Here is a 14,589-nt window from a genome sequence, read left to right on the forward strand (position 1 = left end):
AGCGCTATCTCACCCCGCAGGAGGTACTGATGAATTCTCCCCTGTCCGCCATCGTGGTAATGGGCGTGGCCGGTTGCGGCAAAAGCTGCATCGGCGCTGCCATTGCTGCCAGAAGCGGCGGCCGCCTGATTGAAGGCGACGCTTTTCACCCTGCCGAAAACATCCGCAAGATGAGCGCTGGCATCCCGCTGGACGACAGCGACCGTGCCGGCTGGCTGGTGCGCCTAGGCCAGGAGTTGCAGGCCACCACCCAGGCCGGGGAACGCCCGATACTGACCTGCTCGGCGCTCAAGCGCCGCTACCGCGATACCCTGCGCGATGCCATGCCAGGGCTGGTGTTCGTATTTCTCGAACTGTCGCCCGCCGAGGCCGAAAAACGCGTGCTGGCGCGCCCTGGGCACTTCATGCCGGCCAGCCTCATCGACAGCCAGTTTGCTGCCCTCGAATCGCCACATGGCGAGCCGCTCACACTGGCACTGGACGCCACCCAGCCCATCGATGCGCTCGCCGAAGCGGTAGACCGCTGGCTAAAGCGCGCCGGTGAGCAGGGCCTGGCGCAAACCGCCTGACCCCGCGGTTTTCCCGGCTCACCAAAGACAGCGCTACCTCGACCCGCAGGTGCGGGAATAGTTCCAAGACGCTACGCCAAAAACAACGATAAGATCGAGGCCTTCAAACCATGTTCGGACTGGCTACTGACACCTTTCTGCTGCTCGACGCGCTGGTTACCATCGTCGGGCTGATCCTGCTGATCACCCACTTCAAAGTGCACCCCTTCGTTGCCCTCACCCTCGCGGCCGGCTTCCTTGGCCTGACCTCCGGCATGCCGGTGGCCAAGGTCATGAAGTCGTTCCAGGATGGTTTTGGCGGTGTGCTTGGCTTCGTCGGCATCGTGCTCGCCTTGGGCACCATGCTGGGCAAGCTGATGGCCGACTCTGGGGGGGCCGACCAGATCGCGCAAACCCTGATCCGCGCCTTCGGCAAGAAGAACGTGCATTGGGCGATGATGTTCGCCGCCTTCCTGGTGGGCATACCGCTGTTCTTTGAAATCGGCTTTGTGCTGCTGATTCCGCTGGTGTTCATCGTTGCCCGGCGCTCCGGGGTGTCGCTGGTGAAAATCGGCATACCGCTGCTGGCGGGCCTTTCGGTGGTGCACGGCCTGGTGCCGCCACACCCGGGCCCATTGCTGGCGATTGGCATTTTCCACGCCGATATTGGCAAGACCATCTTCTACGGCCTGATCGTCGCACTGCCCACCGCGATCATCGCCGGTCCGCTGTTCGGCAACTTCATCTCCCGCTACATCCCGGGCAACCCGTCCCAGGAACTGATGGACCAAATTGCCAAGGAGTCCGACCAGGGCAACCTGCCAAGCTTCAGCATCACCCTGATCACGGTGCTGCTGCCGGTCGCGCTGATGCTGCTGAAGACCTTCGCCGACGTGGTGTTGCCGGCCGAGCATATCGTGCGCCAGTGGATGGACCTGATCGGCCACCCCATCACTGCCCTGCTCGCGGCCCTGCTGCTGGCCTTTTACACGTTTGGTTCTGCCCGCGGCTTCAACCGCCAGCAGATCATGAAAATGCTCGACCAGAGCCTGGCCCCCACGGCGGCCATCGTGCTGATCGTGGGTGCAGGCGGCGGCTTCAAGCAGATGCTGGTGGACACCGGTGTCGGCAACGTGATCGGGCAAATGGCCGTGCAGGCGGAGATTTCGCCCATCATGCTGGCCTGGCTGGTGGCAGCGGTAATCCGCATCGCTACTGGCTCCGCCACGGTCGCCACCATTACCGGTGCGGGCATTGTGGCACCGGTAATCGACCTGGTACCGGGCGTGAACCGTGAGTTGCTGGTGCTGGCCACCGGTGCGGGCTCGTTGATCCTGTCACATGTGAACGACGCCGGCTTCTGGCTGGTGAAGCAGTATTTCAACATGACTGTAGCGGAAACCTTCAAGACCTGGAGCATGATGGAAACCATCCTCTCGGTGGTTGGCATCATCTTCATCATGTTGTTGGCGCAGGTGGTGTAACCGTTTATCGGGGTAATGGCACCTTGATGCTCAGGGTAGGGCCGAAGGAAATATCAGACCTACCCTAAGCCAAGGAGCCTGTCATGCCCCGCTCAAGCATTCTGCTGATTGCCCTGCTCGCCTCGCCACTGGCCTTCGCCGTCGGCACCGGCCCGACCTACCCTGACGATCCGCACAACCCGGCACCCCGGCCGGGCGTGGATAGCACCCTCAACCCGATCGAAAAGCCCATGCCGCGGGATACTGACACGCGCATTCAAGGTAACGACCCCGAAAGCCCGCCGGCCAAGCAAAATGACAACCGCGACCTGCCGGGGATGGATGGCAGCGGTTCGGAGGGTACCGGTCCTCAGGGAAATAGTGGCACCCGTACAGGTACCCCCTGAGTACGCTACTCAATGGGCCACCGCTCGACATTGCAGGTTATGTATTCCCTGTGGGAGCGGGTTCACCCGCCCGGTTGAGTAAGATTGACTGTTTGTTACCACTGGCGTTTATCAGGACGTGTCAGCCCCAGCTTCTCGATCCGGTAACGCAGCATGTCCCGCGACAACCCGAGCATCCGCGCTGACTTGGTCACGTTCCAGTCCGTACGGTCCAGCGTCTTGCACACGAGGTCGCGCTCCATGTCCGGCAGGCTGGTGCCTGGCTCCGGCTCGTGCCGCGGCATTTCGAACATCGCAGGTGCCGGCTGCGGCACCAATGGCTCGTCAATCAAGGTCATGCACAGGTTCAACTGGTGCGCCTGTATCACCTCATTCGGCGCCAGCAACACGGTCTGCTCAAGCATATTGCGCAGCTCGCGGACGTTGCCGGGCCAGCTATAGCCCAGCATCAGGCTCTCGGCTTCGGCGGAAAAGCGCAGGTTCGGCTTGCCATAACGCCGGCCATGGTGGGCCAGGAAATGCCTTGCCAGCAACAGGATGTCCTGACCACGGGCATACAGGCGCGGTACCTTCAGGGCGATGATGCGCAGGCGGAAAAACAAGTCGCGGCGGAACTTGCCCTGCTGCACCATCTGCTCCAGGTTGCAGTTGGTGGCGCTGATGACCCGCAGGTCAACCTTGCGCTCCTTCACCGCACCAATCCGGCGGATACTGCGATCTTCCAGCAGCTTGAGCAACTTGGCCTGCAACACCAGGTCCATCTCGCCAATCTCGTCGAGGAACAACGTGCCACCGTCTGCAGCCTCCACCAGGCCCAGCCGCCGCTCCTTGGCATCAGTGAACGCGCCCTTCTCGTGACCGAACAGCTCGGCCTCCAGCAAGTTGGCAGGGATCGAGGCGCAGTTGAATTCGATGAACGGCCCCTTGCTGCGAGAGCCGTCAAAATGCAGGGCCCGCGCCACCAGCTCCTTGCCGGTGCCGGTCTCGCCTTCGACCAGCACCGGTGGCAGGTCGTCGCAGGCCATGCGCCGCTCGGCATCCAGCACCTGTTGCAACGTGTGCTTGAGGGTGAGCATTACCGGCGAATCGCCGATCAACGCCTGCAACCCGGATTTCTGCGCCTCGCGTTCCTGGTAAAACGACAGCGTGCGCTCCATGCGTTCGGCCGCCAATGCCTTGTCCAGGGTCAATTTGAGCTCGGCGAGCACCACGGGCTTGGTCAGGTAATGGAAGGCACCCTCCTTCATCGCCTGCACGGCGTCTTCGACATTGCCGTAGCCGGTCATCATGATCACTTTCAGGCCAGGTACCTGCGCCACCAAGCTGCGCAGCAAGTCGTGGCCGCTCATGCCCGGCAGCGAGTTGTCAGTTAGCACCGCGTCGGGCTGAGCCCGCTTGATCTGCTCCAGCGCAAGCTCGGCGCTGTGGCACACGGTGACTTCAAAGCCCTTGAGGCTGAGGTAGGTGCGAATGTTGTCAGCGAGGATTTCATCATCCTCGACGACCAGGATGCTGTGCTCCATGTTCCCCTCCCGCTGCGATATTGAATGTAAGGCTGACGCGGGTTCCTTCCTCTTGGCGGCTGCTCAGGCTGACCGAGCCGCCAAACCGTTCCATGATGCGCTTGACCAGGGCCAGCCCTACACCGAGGCCACCCTGCTTGGTCGTGAAGAACGGCTTGAACACCATCCGCTCCTGCTGTTGGCTCATGCCCTTGCCAGTGTCGGTAAGCACGAACTCGGCACGCTGGCCATCCTGTACGTTGACCTGGGCAGTCAGCATGCCGCCCGCCGGCATGGCCTCCAGGGCATTGGAGAACAGGCTGTTGAGAATCTGCGTGAGCTGCAGCGGCTGGCTGGCCACCCACTGCTGATCAGGCCCTTCGAAATGGAAGCGCACACCATTGCGCTCGATCTGCTGGACGAACGCCAGGTGGGTGTCCTCGATGGCGGCCACCAGGTCCACAGCCTCTGCCTCGTCACTGACCGGGCGCAACGACACCAGCAAGTCGCGCACCCAGCGCGACATGCGGTCGACCTGGCTGATGATGTCGGTGATGTTTTTCTGCGCCGCTGGGTTGGCGATTTCCTGCGCCAGTTCGGCGCTGGAGCGGATGTTGGCCAACGGGTTGCGCAGGCTGTGCGCCACAGCAGACGACATCTCGCCCAGCGCCACGTAGGTTTCGCTGGCCACCAGCCGGTCCTGTTGCAGATGCAGCATCTGCGCCGCCCGACGTACGATCCAGAACAGCCCGAAGTAGATCAGCGCTCCACCCACCAGGGTCGAAGCCCAGATCAGTACATAGCCGCGCTGGATGCGCCGTATCAGGTCCTGTGGCTCCTTGTAGATCTCCACCATGGCCAGCACCTGTTCACCTTGGCTGTCGAACAGGGGGATGTAGTTCTCGATGAACAGGTAGCGCGGTTCACGCAGGAACTTCTGCTCCTCGCGGTCATCTTCAGCCTTGTGATAGCTGGCCGACACCGCCCTGCGCGAATGGAAAGCACGGTCCAGATCGCCATCAGCCTCTATCCGCTTGCCGATAAGCTCGACGTTGGTGGACCAGACGATGGTGCGGTCGCGGGCATAGACATTGGCCAGCAAAATATCAGGCAGGTGCTCGACATGGTCAAGAAATTCGACCCGGGTCGATTCGGCCAGCGCCGGGGCAAACTGCAGGTGCTGCTGGTCCAGGCGCGGGTCGAGCAGTTCGCCCATGGTGGTGCCCGGTGGCAACTGCGAATGGCGGACCTCGGCCTGGGCCATGGCCTGGATGAACTGCGCGGTCAGCATCGCATCACGCTGCACGCTATCGCGGACCACGAAGCGCGTGGACACATAACCCAGCCCGCCCGCCACCGCAGTGATGATCAACAGGCTGATGACTGAAAACCAGCGCAGCAGGTTGAACTCACGCAAGGGTACGGCCAGACCGCTGGCACTCGCACTGGCCTTGTCGCGAACATCGTTTTCCAGCATCTGCATGGCGTGGTTCCCGCACAGTGCGTCCGTTCAGAAATGCATCAAGGCCAACAGCAGCAGCCAGTTGATAGCACCCCACCTGGGCAGCCCTGGCTGCCATTTGTCGTGTGTAGCGCTCCGCACATCACCAAGCAAGAAGTTGGCCAGCCAAACCCAGAGGACCGTAAAGCTATAATTTTCAATGCTTTAAGGTGCATAGTTAAATGCGACTTCAAGAAAAGGCCCCACAGTTGGGTAATAAGTACCCAGGAACCACTGATCTCATATATATCAACGTGTTAGAAACTATTCTTAGCGCAAAACATTAATTTCTGACCAATCGGAAATTCAACGACACCCGGGTGCCATGGCCCTCACTGCTGCTGAGCCTGACGGTGCCGCCGAAGCGCTCCATGATACGTTTCACCAGCACCAGGCCCACCCCCAGCCCACCTTGCTTGGTGGTAAAAAATGGCCGGAAGGCCATGCGCTGCTGCACTTCGCTCATGCCCCTGCCATTGTCAGACAGGCGCAAGGTCAGGCCACGCCGGTCATGGCGTACCACCTCGATACGCAACCGTCCGCCCTGATCCATCGATTCGAGGGCATTGGCGATCAAACTGCTGAATATCTGCCGCAGTAAAGCCGGATGCCCCAATACCTGTACCGCCGGTAACGGCTGCAGGTCCAGGCTTACCCCGCCACGCGCCAGCGGCACGGCGTAGGTTTGAAGGCTGTCCTGCAAGGCCAGCGTCAAGTCCACCGCAACCGCCTCATCGTTCAGCGGACGCAGCGACTGCAGCATCTGGCGGATCCACTGCGACATCCGGTCAACCTGGCTGATGATGTCGTTGATATTGCGCTGCGCCGGGCCTTCGTCGAACGCTTGGGCCAACTCGGCACTGGAGCGGATACTGGCCAGCGGGTTGCGCAGGCTGTGGGCCACCGCTGAGGACACCTCCCCCAACGCGACATAGGTTTCGTTGTTGATCAGCCGCTTCTGCTGCACCGCCAGCAGCCGTGCAGCGCGGTGCATGATGCCGTACAGGCCGACGTAGACCAGCGCGGCGCCGACGGTGATCGCCAGCCAGATCAGTATCAGGCCATGCTCGATGCGCACAATCAGGTCATGGGGCTCTTTGTAGATTTCGACCATTGCCGTGACGTGCTCGCCATCGGCAGCGAACAGCGGAATGTAGTTTTCGATGAACAGCTGCTCGGGCGGGGTGACGAATTTCTGCTCGGCACGGGCCTGTTCGAAGTTGTGGTAGCTGGCCGAGACCCGCATCTTGTACTCGAACGCCCTCGCCAGGTCGTCGTCAGTATCAATCAGCTTGCCAATCAGCGCCGGGTTGGTGGACCAGATCACCGTAAGGTCCGGGGCATAGATGTTGGCCAGCAGCATGTCTGGCAGGTGGGCGATGTGGTCGAGGAACTCGCCGCGAGCCTTGCGCCGGGCATCCGGGTCGACGTCCGGCAGGTTGCCAGGGTCGGTGCGCGGGTCCAGCAACTCGCCCATGGTGCGCACGTTGGGGATCGACACATGGCGCACTTCGGCGTCGGCGATAGAGGTAATGAACTGTGCCGTGAGCAAGGCATCGCGCTCAACGCTTTCATCAATGATGAAACGGCTGGATATCAACCCAAGTCCGGCAGCCACCGAAACGATGATGGCCAGGCTGACCCAGGCATACCAGCGCAACAGGTTGAATGGCTTGCGTGGGGCTGCCAGTTCGTTACCGGCAGGCACTTCTATGGCGTCGGAACGAGGGGCGATGTCCATGGTGGGCTCCACAGCTGAGCACCTTCAGAAGGTTATAGCCCAGACCTGGGGAAGCCGTAGTGCTAAATTGATGGCATCCGCCGAAGGGTATTACTCCAACCCCTGTAACTTGCGATATTCGCGCAGCACGGTGGGTACATAACGCCGGGTCTCGGCAAACGGCGGCACGGCGCCGCGCCGCATTACGGCATCCGGGCCGGCGTTGTAAGCCGCCACAGCCAGGGTGATGTCGTTGTCAAACAAGGTAAGCATCTGCTTGAGGTAGCGTGCCCCGCCCTGCACGTTGTCTTCGGGGTCCAGGCGATCTTCCACACCCATTTCACGTGCTGTATCCGGCATCAACTGCATCAGCCCTACCGCGCCCGCAGACGACCGGGCCTTGGGGTTGTAGCCAGATTCGGCCTTGATCAGCGCATGCAACAGCGCTGGAGGGACGTTGTGGGCCCGCGCGGCGGCAGCGACCAGTTCAGCGTAGGGTCGGCCGGTGATCATCTGCGCATTGGCCGGGCCGGCCTGTGCCAACGGCTCGTTGATCACCTTTTCATAATGGCGCCCAGGCCGATGGACGTTGGTCAGTACGTAGCCGCCCTTGGCATCGATGGAGATGTACACATCAGCCTGGGCGACACCTGCCGCCAGCCATATCAAACCGAGGATGAGTCCACGCATGACGGTCGCCTCTTCGTCGTGGCCCCCGAAGTGGGGGAAATGCCCCGGAAACCCGAGGTCGATGACCACGACGCAAGCACTGTGCCGCTTCCGGCACCGCATGGCGCAAGGCCCCGAGGCAGACGTGCACGGCTGTTGCATGGTGCCTGTCAACCTGTGTCCCCATGCAGTGGAGGGCTTCACCATGCAGCGCAGAACCAAACCGCAACGTGGCTTCACCCTGCTCGAACTCCTGGTGGTGCTGGTGGTGCTCGGCCTGCTGGCCGGCATCGTCGCGCCCAAGTACTTCAGCCAGCTCGGTCGCTCCGAAGCCAAAGTGGCGCGGGCGCAGATTGAAGGGCTGAGCAAGGCGCTGGATTTGTATCGCCTGGAAGTCGGCCACTACCCCAACAGTGAGCAAGGCCTGCAGGCCCTGGTCATCGCCCCCAATGGTGAAGCGCGCTGGACCGGCCCGTACCTGCAGAAGGCCGTGCCGCAGGACCCCTGGGGCCGCCCATACATCTACCGGCAACCTGGCGAAAACGGCGGTGAATACGACCTGTTGTCGATGGGCAAGGACGGCCAGCCCGGGGGTGACGGGGAAAACGCCGAAATCACCAGCTGGCAGTAAGGAGAGTGGCCATGCGCTATAGCCTCAAGGCCCTGGGCAGACAGGGCGTGGTGCAGTTGCAGATCGACGCCGAGGACGCCGACCAGGCCCGCCGCCAGGCCGCGGATCAGGGCCTGCGTGTGCTCAGCCTGCGCAGCAACGGCGGTGCCCTGCGCGGCATGGCCAGGCGGCGCCAAGCGGCCTTTGACCTGGTGCTGTTCAGCCAGGAACTGTCAACCCTGCTAAATGCCGGGCTGCCGCTGATCGACGCACTGGAGAGCCTGGCGGAAAAGGCGCCTGCAGCCACCACCCGCAAGGTGCTGGCCGAGCTGGTACGCCAGTTGTACGAAGGCCGATCGCTGTCCCAGGCCCTGGGCCAGCAGCCGCGGATATTTCCGCCGCTGTATGTGGCGCTGGTGCAGTCCAGCGAACGCACCGGGGCGCTGGGCGATGCCCTCACGCGCTACATCAGCTACCGCCAGCGCCTGGACCTGGTTCGGCAAAAGCTGGTGGGGGCCTCGGTCTACCCGTTGCTGCTGTTGCTGGTGGGGGGCGGCGTGGTGCTGTTCCTGCTCGGCTATGTGGTGCCGCGTTTCAGCCAGGTGTTCGAGGGCATGGGCACCGAATTGCCCTGGCTGTCACGGGTATTGATGCAGATCGGGCTGTTCCTGCACGCCCAGCAACTGCCGCTGGCGCTGGGCACGCTCAGTGGGGTCACGGCACTGTGGCTGCTGCGCCGCCACCCACGGGTACGGCGCTGGGCCTCCTGCCAGTTGCGCCGCCTGCCGGCGCTGCATCAACGCTTGATGATGTACGAGCTGGCGCGCTTCTACCGCTCGTTGGGCATCTTGCTGCAAGGCGGCATTCCCATCCTGACCGCCATGGGCATGGCCCGCGGCCTGCTCGGTAGCGCAGCAGCCCAGGGCCTGGGCCAGGCCAGCCAGCGGGTGGGCGAAGGGCTGCCACTGTCCGATGCGCTGGAAGCCGGCCACCTGGTTACCCCGGTGTCGCTGCGCCTGCTGCGGGCCGGGGAGCAGTCCGGCAACCTGGGGGAAATGCTGGAACGCTGCGCCGACTTCCATGACCAGGAAATCGGCCGCTGGGTGGAATGGTTCGTGAAACTGTTCGAACCGCTGCTGATGACGTTCATCGGCCTGCTGATCGGCCTGATCGTGATCCTGATGTACATGCCGATCTTCGAACTGGCCTCGAGCATTCACTGAATGGCCAGGCCCAGGCTCTCGCGCAGTGTGCTGCCCTCGTAAGCCGTGCGGTACACCCCGCGCTCCTGCAGCAGCGGCACCACCTCCTGGGTAAACCGGCGAAACTGCCCGGGGTGGCCGATGTAGATGTTGAAACCATCCAGCGCCCGCGCCTCGAACCACTCGGTCATTTTTGCCGCGACCGTTTCGGCCGAGCCAACGAAGGCACCTGGGCGCAGCTTACGCCCGAACTCCACCGCCTGGCGCAGGCTGAACCCCTGCTCCCAGGCCTGGTCGGCGATGCGCTTGGCATTGGTGAAAAAGCTGCTGCGCGCATGCTCCAGGCTGTCCTGCGGGAACGGTGCATCGAGGTCGTACTGGCTGAAGTCGTGCCAGCCGAAGTTGCGCCCGAACTCTTTGAGCGCCAGCTCGAAGCTATGGTCCTGCTGGTGGTAGTGGCGTTCGATCTCGCGGGCGTGTTCGTCGGTGTCGCCCACGTAGATCTCGGCACCGGGCAATACCAGCAGTTGCTCCGGGTCACGCCCCAGCCGCGCAGCGCGGCCTTTCACATCGCGGTAGAACGCCTGGCCCTGCTCGATACTGGCAGCATGGGTGAAGATGACATCTGCCGTGGCGGCCCCAAGCTCGCGCCCTTGCTGCGAATCGCCGGCCTGGAAAATGACCGGCTGGCCCTGGGGGGAACGCTGAATATTCAATGGCCCTACGACCGAGAAGTGTTCGCCCTTGTGGTGAAGGGCATGCATCCGGCCCGGATCGAGGAATTGACCGGTAGCGCGGTTGCGCGGGAACGCCCCGTCTTCATAGGACTGCCATAGGCCCTGAACCACCGCCACATGCTCCTGGGCACGGGCATAACGGGTGTCATAGTCGTAGTGCTCGTCACGGCCATAGTTGCCGGCGGTACCGGCGTCACCGCTGGTGACCACGTTCCAGCCAGCGCGGCCCTTGCTGATCAGGTCCAGCGAGGCCAGGCGGCGGGCGACGTTGAAGGGTTCGTTGTAGGACGTGGTCAGGGTGCCGACCAGGCCGATGTTACGGGTAGTCACTGCCAGCGCCGAGAGTAGGGTCAACGGCTCCAGGCGGTTGAGATAATGCGACGGTGAGCCGGGGGTGATGTACTGGCTGTCGACGATGAAGATGAGGTCGAACAGCGCCGCTTCAGCCTGGCGGGCGATGTCGATGTACCAGTCGATGTTGACGCTGGCATCGGCGGGCAGCTCCGGGTCGAGCCACAGGTTGTGCCGGCCTGGGCCGCCGCAGCCCATGGTCAGGGCACCAAGCTTGATTTTGCGGGTGGTCATGTACAGCTCCTCATAACAGTTGTTGCCTGTACCGGCCCAATCGCCGGCAAGCCAGCTCCCACAGGTTTTCCACTGAACCCACGGCTGTGGTGATCCTGTGGCCGCTGGCTTGCCGGCGATTGGGCCACGGCAGGAAAACTCAGTGGTCGAACGCAGCCGCGAACGAGGTATCGAACAGGCTCGACGCCGGGTAGTTCTTGATCAGCCCCAGCCCGGCAAAAAAGTCCACGGTCTTCTGCGCATCCACGATCACCTGCGGGTTCAGCGGTGCCACATCGGTACGTGCGCGGGCAAACCAGGCGCGCGCAATGTCGCGATCGGCACGGGTGCGTTTTGCCCAGGCATCGGCATAAGCCTCGGTATGGGCCGGGTCGCTCAGGGTCCAGTCACGGGCCTTTTTCAGACGCTGCAGAAAATCACTGATCTGCGCCCGCTTGGCCTCCACCGCCTTGGCATTGGCCACCACGAAACTCTGCGCCGGTATCAACCCTTCGGCCGTGGCCAGCACGCGCGCCCCTTGGCGCTCCTGCTGGGTGACATAGGGCTCCCAGGTCGCGATCACATCCACTGAACCGCCATCCAGGGCATGGGAGGCGTCCAGGGCGCTGAGGTAGCGCAGCTCCAGGGCATCACGTGGCACGGGGGCCTTGTCCAGCGCGCTGAACAGCAACTGCTGGCTCCAGGAGCCCTTCCAGATCGCCGCACGTTTGCCGCGCAGGTCTTCGAGGCTGTGAATGTTCGAGTCCTTGCGCGCCAGAATCGCCACGCCATCCAGGTTCTGCCGGCTTACCGCAATCACCTTGATCGGCGCGCCCAAGGCGCCCAGGAACAACGGTGGCGCATCGCCCAACAGGCCGATGTCCAGGCTGCCCACGTTCAGCGCCTCGGCTACCGGCGAGCCGGCCGTAAACTGCTTCCACTCCAGGGTATACGGCAGGTCGTCGAGCACGCCGGCCGCTTCCATCACCGCCCGGGCATTGAAGCTCTGGTCACCGACCACCAGGGTTTGCGCGGCAGCGGTCAGGCTGAGGGAGCTGGCCAGCACACAGGCGGCCAATTGTTTTAGATATCGCACGTTCGTCTCCAGGTACCGTCGGGGTACATCAGGCCGATCCGCGCGTGCGGTCTCGTGGGGGCATGGGGCTTTCATATTCACTTTGAATATAAATAACGCAATGCTTATAAGTTATCGATTAAGCGCAGTGCCGTGAAATTCGTTTTGGGCATAACCTAATGCTTTGCCCATTGCGCACATTTCAAAACAGATCAGCCACTCTGTAAATGCGTTTTTTGCATATTAGCTTATTCATATTTTTACTTTTGAGAATATTCAGCGCATTTGCTAGGGTTAGCCCAAACCGTCAGCCGAGCCTGAATCATGAGCCAACCCCTGCGCCTTGAGCGCCTGCGCACTTTCATTGACGCGCTTGCGCAACTGGTGGACCAAGAAACCGACGAAGCCACCCTCCTCGACCACGGCCAAGGCCTGCTGCGCAGCCTGGTCGCCCATGACGACTGGTTGCCCGAGGCACTGGCGCAGCCAGACCCGGCCCGTTACCAGCAATATTTGCTGCACTGCGATTCGCGCCAGCGCTTTTCCATCGTCAGCTTCGTCTGGGGGCCAGGCCAGCAGACACCCATTCACGACCATCGGGTGTGGGGCTTGATCGGCATGCTGCGCGGCGCCGAATACTCGCAAGGCTTTGCCCGCAGCGAACACGGCGCCCTACTACCAGCAGGCGCGCCCGTGCGCCTCGAGCCCGGTCACGTAGAGGCCGTTTCGCCGCGCATCGGCGATGTGCATCAGGTCAGCAATGCGTTCGACGACCGGGTGTCGATCAGCATCCACGTCTATGGCGCCAACATCGGTGCCGTCAGCCGCGCGGTGTACTCGCCCGACGGCAGCGAAAAACCGTTCATTTCCGGCTATTCCAACAGCCTTCTGCCCAACATCTGGGACCTGTCCAAAGAGAACCCTGCCCCATGAGTACCGTTGCCACCCGCTCCTACCAAGACATTCGCCAGGCCTTGCTGGCCCATGAAGAACTGGCGCTGATCGATGTGCGCGAGGAAGACCCGTTCGCCCAGGCACACCCCCTGTTCACTGCCAACATCCCCTTGTCCAAGCTGGAACTGGAGATTTTCGCCCGCGTGCCACGGCGCGACACCCGCATTACGGTGTATGACGAAGGTGAAGGCCTGGCACATCAGGCCGCCGAACGCCTGCTGGCGTTAGGGTACAGCGATGTCGCATTGCTCGAAGGCGGCCTGGCCGGCTGGCGCGCCGCCGGTGGCGAGCTGTTCCGTGACGTGAACGTGCCGAGCAAGGCCTTTGGCGAGCTGGTTGAAAGCGTGCGCCATACCCCGTCGCTGGCGGCCGAACAGGTGCAAGCGCTGCTGGACGACAACGCCGATGTGGTGGTGCTCGACGCCCGCCGCTTCGACGAATACCAGACCATGAGCATCCCGGGGGGCATCAGCGTGCCGGGTGCCGAGCTGGTACTGCGGGTTGCCGAACTGGCGCCCAGCCCCGCTACCCAGGTCATCGTCAACTGCGCAGGACGCACCCGCAGCATCATCGGCACCCAGTCGCTGGTCAACGCCGGCATCCCCAACCCCGTGGCTGCCCTGCGCAACGGCACCATCGGCTGGACCCTGGCCGGGCAAGCGCTGGCGCACGGCCAGGAGCGCCGCTTCGCCGAGGTGAGCGACAACACCCGCGCCAACGCCGCCCAACGCGCACGCAATGTGGCCGACCGTGCCGGTGTGCTGCGCCTGGAGCGCGAAGCCCTGGCCGCCTGGCAGGCCGATACCCAGCGCACCACCTACCTGTTCGATGTGCGCACCCCCGAGGAATATGCCCACGGCCACCTGCCGGCCAGCCGCAGTGTACCGGGCGGGCAACTGGTGCAGGAAACCGACCACGTCGCCAGCGTGCGCGGGGCGCGCATCGTGCTGGTGGATGATGACGGCGTGCGGGCCAACATGAGTGCTTCATGGCTGGCGCAAATGGGCTGGCAGGTCGCCGTGCTCGATGACCTGTCGGCGCAAGATTTCAGCGAGACCGGCGATTGGCAGCCCCCCCAACCTCCACTGCCTGCAGTCTCCGAAATCGGGGTCGAGCAGCTGGACGACTGGCTGCAAACGCCAGGCACCGTGCTGCTGGACTTCACCACCAGTGCCAACTACGTGAAACGCCACATTCCGGGTGCCCACTGGGCAATTCGCGCGCAGTTGCCGCAGGTGCTGGAACAGCTGCCAGTAGCCGAGCGCTATGTACTGACCTGCGGCAGCAGCCTGCTGGCACGCTTTGCGGCGGTAGACTTGCAGGCGCTTACGCAGACACCGGTGTACGTACTGGAGGGCGGCACGGCGCGGTGGATTGCGGCAGGCAAGCCGCTGGAAAGTGGCGAAACGCACCTGGCGGTGGCGCGTACCGACCGTTATCGCCGGCCCTATGAAGGCACTGATAACCCGCGGGAGGCCATGCAGGGGTACCTGGACTGGGAGTTCGGGCTGATTGCCCAGCTAGAGCGGGATGGCACCCACGGGTTCAACGTATTGAGCTGAGATTGCCGGGGGCGCGTTGCGCCCCTTTTCGCAACACATCACCGCCCCTGCCTGTTCCGGGCAGCGTCTCTTCCC

At 62.9% G+C, this 14,589-nt stretch carries 13 protein-coding genes; 7 read left to right on the forward strand and 6 right to left on the reverse strand.

What is annotated here, in order from left to right; all coding sequences use genetic code 11:
- Positions 1-29 precede the first annotated feature (29 nt).
- From CKW35_RS25305 to CKW35_RS25315, 3 genes are all read left to right on the forward strand, one after another.
- Positions 30-569, forward strand: coding sequence for a gluconokinase (locus CKW35_RS25305; protein WP_016486719.1), 540 nt, complete (start codon positions 30-32; stop codon positions 567-569).
- Positions 570-679: 110 nt separating this feature from the next.
- Complete coding sequence (locus tag CKW35_RS25310) at positions 680-2,032, forward strand: GntP family permease (protein ID WP_016486718.1); 1,353 nt, start codon at positions 680-682, stop codon at positions 2,030-2,032.
- Between the two features lie 83 nt (positions 2,033-2,115).
- Positions 2,116-2,418 (forward strand): hypothetical protein, encoded by a 303-nt coding sequence (locus CKW35_RS25315; protein ID WP_016486717.1) that lies wholly within the window; start codon positions 2,116-2,118, stop codon positions 2,416-2,418.
- A 95-nt stretch (positions 2,419-2,513) separates the two neighbouring features.
- Here CKW35_RS25315 and CKW35_RS25320 read toward each other — a convergent pair whose 3' ends face one another.
- The 4 genes from CKW35_RS25320 to CKW35_RS25340 all read right to left on the reverse strand — a co-directional run bounded on the left by CKW35_RS25320 (position 2,514) and on the right by CKW35_RS25340 (position 7,831).
- Positions 2,514-3,941 carry a sigma-54 dependent transcriptional regulator gene (locus tag CKW35_RS25320; protein ID WP_023049198.1) on the reverse strand — a complete coding sequence of 476 codons (1,428 nt, stop codon included), beginning with the start codon at positions 3,939-3,941 and terminating at the stop codon, positions 2,514-2,516.
- Complete coding sequence (locus tag CKW35_RS25325; RefSeq protein ID WP_016486716.1) at positions 3,910-5,403, reverse strand: sensor histidine kinase; 1,494 nt, start codon at positions 5,401-5,403, stop codon at positions 3,910-3,912. Before CKW35_RS25325 ends, CKW35_RS25320 begins: the two co-directional genes overlap by 32 nt.
- Before the next feature lie 301 nt (positions 5,404-5,704).
- The gene (locus CKW35_RS25335) at positions 5,705-7,162 is read right to left on the reverse strand and encodes a HAMP domain-containing sensor histidine kinase (RefSeq protein WP_016486715.1); all 1,458 of its coding nucleotides are present in this window, start codon (positions 7,160-7,162) and stop codon (positions 5,705-5,707) included.
- A gap of 90 nt (positions 7,163-7,252) precedes the next feature.
- Positions 7,253-7,831 carry a lytic transglycosylase domain-containing protein gene (locus CKW35_RS25340; protein WP_016486714.1) on the reverse strand — a complete coding sequence of 193 codons (579 nt, stop codon included), beginning with the start codon at positions 7,829-7,831 and terminating at the stop codon, positions 7,253-7,255.
- Between the two features lie 184 nt (positions 7,832-8,015).
- Between CKW35_RS25340 and gspG the strand changes: the two genes are divergently transcribed.
- The gene (gene gspG, locus CKW35_RS25345; RefSeq protein ID WP_024717645.1) at positions 8,016-8,441 is read left to right on the forward strand and encodes a type II secretion system major pseudopilin GspG; all 426 of its coding nucleotides are present in this window, start codon (positions 8,016-8,018) and stop codon (positions 8,439-8,441) included.
- An 11-nt stretch (positions 8,442-8,452) separates the two neighbouring features.
- The gene (locus CKW35_RS25350; RefSeq protein ID WP_060516432.1) at positions 8,453-9,643 is read left to right on the forward strand and encodes a type II secretion system F family protein; all 1,191 of its coding nucleotides are present in this window, start codon (positions 8,453-8,455) and stop codon (positions 9,641-9,643) included.
- On the opposite strand, the gene CKW35_RS25355 is transcribed toward CKW35_RS25350, so the two are convergent.
- Together CKW35_RS25355 and CKW35_RS25360 are read right to left on the reverse strand one after the other, a co-directional pair.
- A complete protein-coding gene (locus CKW35_RS25355) occupies positions 9,637-10,944 on the reverse strand; it encodes an LLM class flavin-dependent oxidoreductase (protein WP_023048547.1) in 1,308 nt (435 codons plus the stop codon). The two genes, CKW35_RS25350 and CKW35_RS25355, sit on opposite strands and share 7 nt — an antisense overlap.
- Before the next feature lie 139 nt (positions 10,945-11,083).
- The gene (locus CKW35_RS25360; protein ID WP_095117128.1) at positions 11,084-12,019 is read right to left on the reverse strand and encodes an ABC transporter substrate-binding protein; all 936 of its coding nucleotides are present in this window, start codon (positions 12,017-12,019) and stop codon (positions 11,084-11,086) included.
- Positions 12,020-12,322: 303 nt separating this feature from the next.
- Here CKW35_RS25360 and CKW35_RS25365 point away from each other — a divergent pair, with 303 nt between their 5' ends.
- The gene (locus CKW35_RS25365) at positions 12,323-12,931 is read left to right on the forward strand and encodes a cysteine dioxygenase (RefSeq protein ID WP_016486709.1); all 609 of its coding nucleotides are present in this window, start codon (positions 12,323-12,325) and stop codon (positions 12,929-12,931) included.
- Positions 12,928-14,514, forward strand: coding sequence for a rhodanese-related sulfurtransferase (locus tag CKW35_RS25370; protein ID WP_095117130.1), 1,587 nt, complete (start codon positions 12,928-12,930; stop codon positions 14,512-14,514). Before CKW35_RS25365 ends, CKW35_RS25370 begins: the two co-directional genes overlap by 4 nt.
- Positions 14,515-14,589: the final 75 nt, after the last annotated feature.

The sequence above is a fragment of the Pseudomonas sp. Irchel 3F3 genome, assembly GCF_900187545.1.
GTDB lineage: Bacteria > Pseudomonadota > Gammaproteobacteria > Pseudomonadales > Pseudomonadaceae > Aquipseudomonas > Aquipseudomonas fortuita.

What these genes read in the sequence shown, in the direction of transcription:
- CKW35_RS25370 (WP_095117130.1), top strand. Translation starts at nt 12,928, where the DNA reads ATGAGTACCGTTGCCACCCGCTCCTACCAAGACATTCGCCAGGCCTTG.
- gspG (WP_024717645.1), top strand. Translation starts at nt 8,016, where the DNA reads ATGCAGCGCAGAACCAAACCGCAACGTGGCTTCACCCTGCTCGAACTC.
- CKW35_RS25325 (WP_016486716.1), bottom strand. Translation starts at nt 5,403, where the DNA reads ATGCAGATGCTGGAAAACGATGTTCGCGACAAGGCCAGTGCGAGTGCC.
- CKW35_RS25365 (WP_016486709.1), top strand. Translation starts at nt 12,323, where the DNA reads ATGAGCCAACCCCTGCGCCTTGAGCGCCTGCGCACTTTCATTGACGCG.
- CKW35_RS25335 (WP_016486715.1), bottom strand. Translation starts at nt 7,162, where the DNA reads ATGGACATCGCCCCTCGTTCCGACGCCATAGAAGTGCCTGCCGGTAAC.
- CKW35_RS25315 (WP_016486717.1), top strand. Translation starts at nt 2,116, where the DNA reads ATGCCCCGCTCAAGCATTCTGCTGATTGCCCTGCTCGCCTCGCCACTG.
- CKW35_RS25305 (WP_016486719.1), top strand. Translation starts at nt 30, where the DNA reads ATGAATTCTCCCCTGTCCGCCATCGTGGTAATGGGCGTGGCCGGTTGC.
- CKW35_RS25340 (WP_016486714.1), bottom strand. Translation starts at nt 7,831, where the DNA reads ATGCGTGGACTCATCCTCGGTTTGATATGGCTGGCGGCAGGTGTCGCC.
- CKW35_RS25310 (WP_016486718.1), top strand. Translation starts at nt 680, where the DNA reads ATGTTCGGACTGGCTACTGACACCTTTCTGCTGCTCGACGCGCTGGTT.
- CKW35_RS25320 (WP_023049198.1), bottom strand. Translation starts at nt 3,941, where the DNA reads ATGGAGCACAGCATCCTGGTCGTCGAGGATGATGAAATCCTCGCTGAC.
- CKW35_RS25355 (WP_023048547.1), bottom strand. Translation starts at nt 10,944, where the DNA reads ATGACCACCCGCAAAATCAAGCTTGGTGCCCTGACCATGGGCTGCGGC.
- CKW35_RS25350 (WP_060516432.1), top strand. Translation starts at nt 8,453, where the DNA reads ATGCGCTATAGCCTCAAGGCCCTGGGCAGACAGGGCGTGGTGCAGTTG.